This window comes from Adhaeribacter sp. (assembly GCF_057359045.1).
Genome location: NZ_JBMQUD010000064.1, coordinates 1 through 4,455, shown reverse-complemented (window position 1 = coordinate 4,455; position 4,455 = coordinate 1). Strand labels below are relative to the sequence as shown.

Genomic DNA, 4,455 nt, shown 5'->3' with positions numbered 1-4,455 from the left:
GTCGAGTCGATAGAAGTGCTGAAAGATGCTTCTGCGGCGGCTATTTACGGTTCCCGGGGTTCGGGTGGGGTTATTATTATCACCACTAAAAAAGGAAAATCCGGTAAACCGCAATTAAACTTAAATGTATACACGGGGGTAGGGCACGCGCAGGGCCACAACGATTGGATTAGCGGTCAGGAGTTTTACGATTATGTAGCGCGTTACCAGAACCGCGAATTTGCCTGGGCCGGTGGCGATACCTCTATACCTTTGTGGGGTGACCCGCGCCGGCCGGCCGCTTACCAGGTAAACCCGGTTATTAAAGAAGGTAATACCATTTGGGAAGATGTGTTGCTAAATCCGGCCCCCATTCAGAACTACAACCTGTCGGTTTCGGGCGGTACCGACAATGCCAAATATTACGTGTCGGGTAGTTACAAAGACGAAAAAGGCACTTTAATCAATACTGGGTACACCAATTATTCGCTCCGGGCCAATGTAGATTTAAAAATTACCCCGGTGGTAAATGCCGGGTTTATGCTCAATCCTAATTTTACTTACCGGCGTACTTCTCCGCTATCCATGGAGGCCATTGTAAAAACGTCACCGTTTGTATCCGCCAATCGTAACCCCAACGGGCTTTATCCCAAACCTTTAGATTACTGGGGTACTTCGGTTTCGGCCCAGGTTAGCCCGCTGGCTTCTTTAGAAGGTACCAAGAATATTAGCAACGCCATGAATAATATTGGCGAGATGTACCTGGGTTTTAATATTCTGGAGGGCTTAACTTTCCGGACCTCGCTGGGTACGAATATTACATTTATCACCGCCGAAAATTATTCGGCGCCTTGGGCCAATTCTAATGGTTTAAGTACCGGCTCTGCCTCCGATACCCGCAATATTAATATTATCAACGAGAATGTATTTAGCTATAACAAAACCTTTAAGGAGGTGCACAGTCTCAGTGCTATCCTGGGCGGTTCTTACCAGAAAGCATCGGCCCGGTTAGCTACCATGGGTGTTTTGGCGGGCAGTTTTGGCAACGAAACCATTCAAACCCTGAACAATGCGGTAATCTCGCCTACCACTACCCGTACTACAAAATCGCAGTGGGGCCTGGTGTCTTATTTCAGCCGGATAAATTACGGGTTTAAAGATAAATATTTGTTCTCCGCCTCTTTCCGGACCGATGGTAGCTCGCGTTTTGGCCCCAACAACAAATGGGGTAATTTCCCCTCGGCTTCGGCGGCCTGGCGGGTTTCCCAGGAAAATTTTATGCAGGCCATACCGCTTATCAGCGATTTGAAACTGCGGGCCAGTTACGGGGTAACCGGTAACTTTAACATTGGCGATTTTGCTTACCTGGGCGGTATCAGCGATGTGTATTATTCGTCGAACGGGGTGCTTACCAAAGGCCAGGCCCAAACCAATATTGGTAACCGGGAACTTAAGTGGGAAAAAACCAAAAGCTACGATTTAGCCCTGGAATTAGGCTTGTTTAACAGCCGCTTAAATTTTGTGCTGGATTATTACGATAAAAAAACCACCGATTTATTGTACAACGTTTCTACGCCTTCTATTTCGGGCTTTACCGATGCGCTGGTAAATATTGGTAATATTCGGAACCACGGCGTTGAACTGGAGGTAAACACCCGCAATTTAATTGGTGCCTTTAAATGGGAAACTGCCTTTAACCTTACCCGCAACCGCAATGAAGTAGTAAGCCTGGGCGGGGTAAATGAGGTAATTAATACGCACACCCGCGGCATGAGCTGGTTATTACGCGTAGGCGAACCCATGTTTTCTTTCTACGGGTACAAAGCCATTGGCGTACTGCAAAATGTCGACGAAATAGCGACTACCCCGGTACTGGCGGGTTCTAAACCCGGTCATACCAAGTTTCAGGATACCAACAACGACGGTAAAATAACGCCGGCCGACCGCGTAATTCTGGGTAATTTTCAGCCTAAAATTTATTTAGGCCTGAACAATAATTTTTCTTACAAAAACTTCGACTTAAGTGTAATTATGCAGGCTTCGGTAGGGGCCAAAATGTATAACCTCGAAAACCTGTATTACCAGGGTGCTACGGTAAGCGCCATCCGGCGGTCGTTGGTCGAAAACCAGTGGTGGTCGGAAGCTGAGCCCGGTAATGGCAAAGAACCAGCTACTGCCCTTAGCGCTCTGGCTTACTTATCTAACAGCGATTTTTACCTCGAAGATGCCTCTTTCCTGGCTATCCGGAACCTGAACCTGGGGTATACTTTGCCCGCTACTTTTTCCCAGAAGCTGCGCCTGAATAATCTACGCGTGTATTCTTCTATCAGCAATCTGCTCATGGTCACGAAGAAAGGTTTTCATGGGTACAACCCCGAAGGATATACAGGCGGCGAAATCAACAACATAGGCAGTATGCCGGGCTTTAACAATGGCGCCGAGCCTATTCTGCGAACCATTGCCTTTGGTCTTAATACTAACTTCTAAGCTTGCCTGACATGAAAAGAAATAAATCTTTAAAAGTTTCCTTGCTGTTCCTGCTGTTGGGCCTGGGAGCTTGCCACGACGATTTTATAGAATTAACCCCGCAATCGGTACTGACCGAAACGGATTTTTACCAGACCGCGCAGGATATGGAAGGCGCCGTAGTGGGCGTATACAGCCGCTACCAGGCTCGTTTGCCCCGCGATTGGGCCATCCTAGAAATGGCTACCGATAATATGCATACCACCGGTTACTTTAATATTGGCGGTTTGCCCGAAATTAACAACCTGGCGTTTACCTCCGAGAACCCATTGTTTGCCAGCTTCTGGTCCGATACCTACAATGCCATTTTCCGGGCCAATACGGTGCTGGCCAACATAGATAGACCTACCAATTACAGAGCCAACCAAAAAGAGCAATTAACCGGCGAAGCCAAATTAATGCGGGCGCTGCTTTATTTTGATTTGGTGCGTATGTTTGGCGGCGTGCCCAGAGTAACTACGCCCCTGGCTACTATAGACGAATATAGAACCGTAGCCAAAGCTACCGAAGAAGAAATATACACCCAGGTTATTACCGATTTAAAAGAAGCTATTGAGTTATTGCCTGGTAAGGCCGATATGCCCAAAGGCCGGGCGACCAAAGGGGCAGCAATAGCCTTGCTGGGCAAAGTATACGTATTCCGGCAAGACTGGAACAACGCCAAAACGTACCTCGATATGGTACCCGGTTTGGGTTACCAGTTGTTACCCGATTTTGCCACGCTCTGGAAACTCGAAAACGAAGACAACAACGAAGTAATTTTCTCCATTAAATATACCGATGGTACCAACGGGCAGCCCATGTCCAGCGATTTTCTGCCGTACTTTGGTGTAACGAATATTGTGCCGCGCGGCAACGAGAGTGCCTTCCCGTCGTGGGATTTACATAAACTCTACGAAACCAACGATACCCGCAAAGCTGCCACCATCGCCGAGTTTTATAAATCGCCGGATGCGCCGGCCAATTCGCCGCTGGTTTGGAAACCATACGTAAATAAATACGCGGTAAAGCATACCCAAAATTCTTCGGGTCTGGATTTGCCGGTAATACGGTACGCCGATGTTATTTTACTCCGGGCCGAAGTGCTTTACCGGCTTAACCAACCCGATGCGGCTTTAACCGAACTGAACCGTATCCGCGAGCGGGCCTTTGGCAACACTTCTAAAAATTACACCTTAGCCGACATCTCAACGCCCGAGGCATTTACTGATAAATTGTTGCTGGAACGCCGCCTGGAGTTTGCTTTTGAAAATCAGCGTTGGTTTGATTTGGTACGAACCAATCGCTTCCAGACCGAACTGGCCGAAGTAGAAACCGATTACAATTACGACACCAAAACCGCCATGAAAGTGAATTTGCAAACGCAGGCCTATTATAAATATTTCCCGATACCAAACCGGGAAATTGAACAGGCTAGAACGGGTGTTTTGGTGCAAAACGACGGCTATAATTAACCGGCTTCCACCCAAAAGGAAGTAAGTTTTAACGCTGCCGGATCTATTTTCGGGGCAAAATATAACCAAAGTTGATCTCCTTTTTAGGGGTTAGGAGATGGCAAACCATAATGCGTAACTTCTGGAAATATTGTTAAAGCTTACTTCCTTTTGGGTGTAGCCGCTTATGCTTTCGGGTTGTTTTTAGTGGGCAATACATTTTGCCGCCTCCGATATGTTCTATTACTGCCAAATTACAGTACCAAGTTTAAATGATTGCCATGCCTTTTTAACTCTCAATTCAATTTATACGCCTAAACCATAATCTATGAAAATTATTTACAAATTATTTCCGGCCGAACCTGCCAGATCCTTTTCCTCTAGAAAATGCTTGCTGGTTCTGCCCCTAACCTGTTTTCTGCTGATATGGCTGGTATTACCGGTTAAAGTTAGCGCGCAGCAGTCGGGCTTGGCGGTTAGCGGCAAAGTAACCGATGCGGGTACCGGCGAAGCTTTG

3 protein-coding genes are annotated in these 4,455 nt (G+C 47.1%); all 3 read left to right on the top strand.

Annotated features, from left to right (window positions below):
• Positions 1 to 2,466, top strand: a 2,466-nt coding sequence (locus ACO1R6_RS10335) for a SusC/RagA family TonB-linked outer membrane protein (RefSeq protein ID WP_486264490.1), incomplete at its 5' end; no start/stop codon positions are given.
• 11 nt (positions 2,467 to 2,477) lie between these two features.
• Positions 2,478 to 3,959, top strand: a complete 1,482-nt coding sequence (locus ACO1R6_RS10330) for a RagB/SusD family nutrient uptake outer membrane protein (RefSeq protein WP_486264488.1) — start codon at positions 2,478 to 2,480, stop codon at positions 3,957 to 3,959.
• A gap of 307 nt (positions 3,960 to 4,266) precedes the next feature.
• On the top strand, positions 4,267 to 4,455 hold a 189-nt coding region (locus ACO1R6_RS10325; protein WP_486264487.1), incomplete at its 3' end, for a hypothetical protein.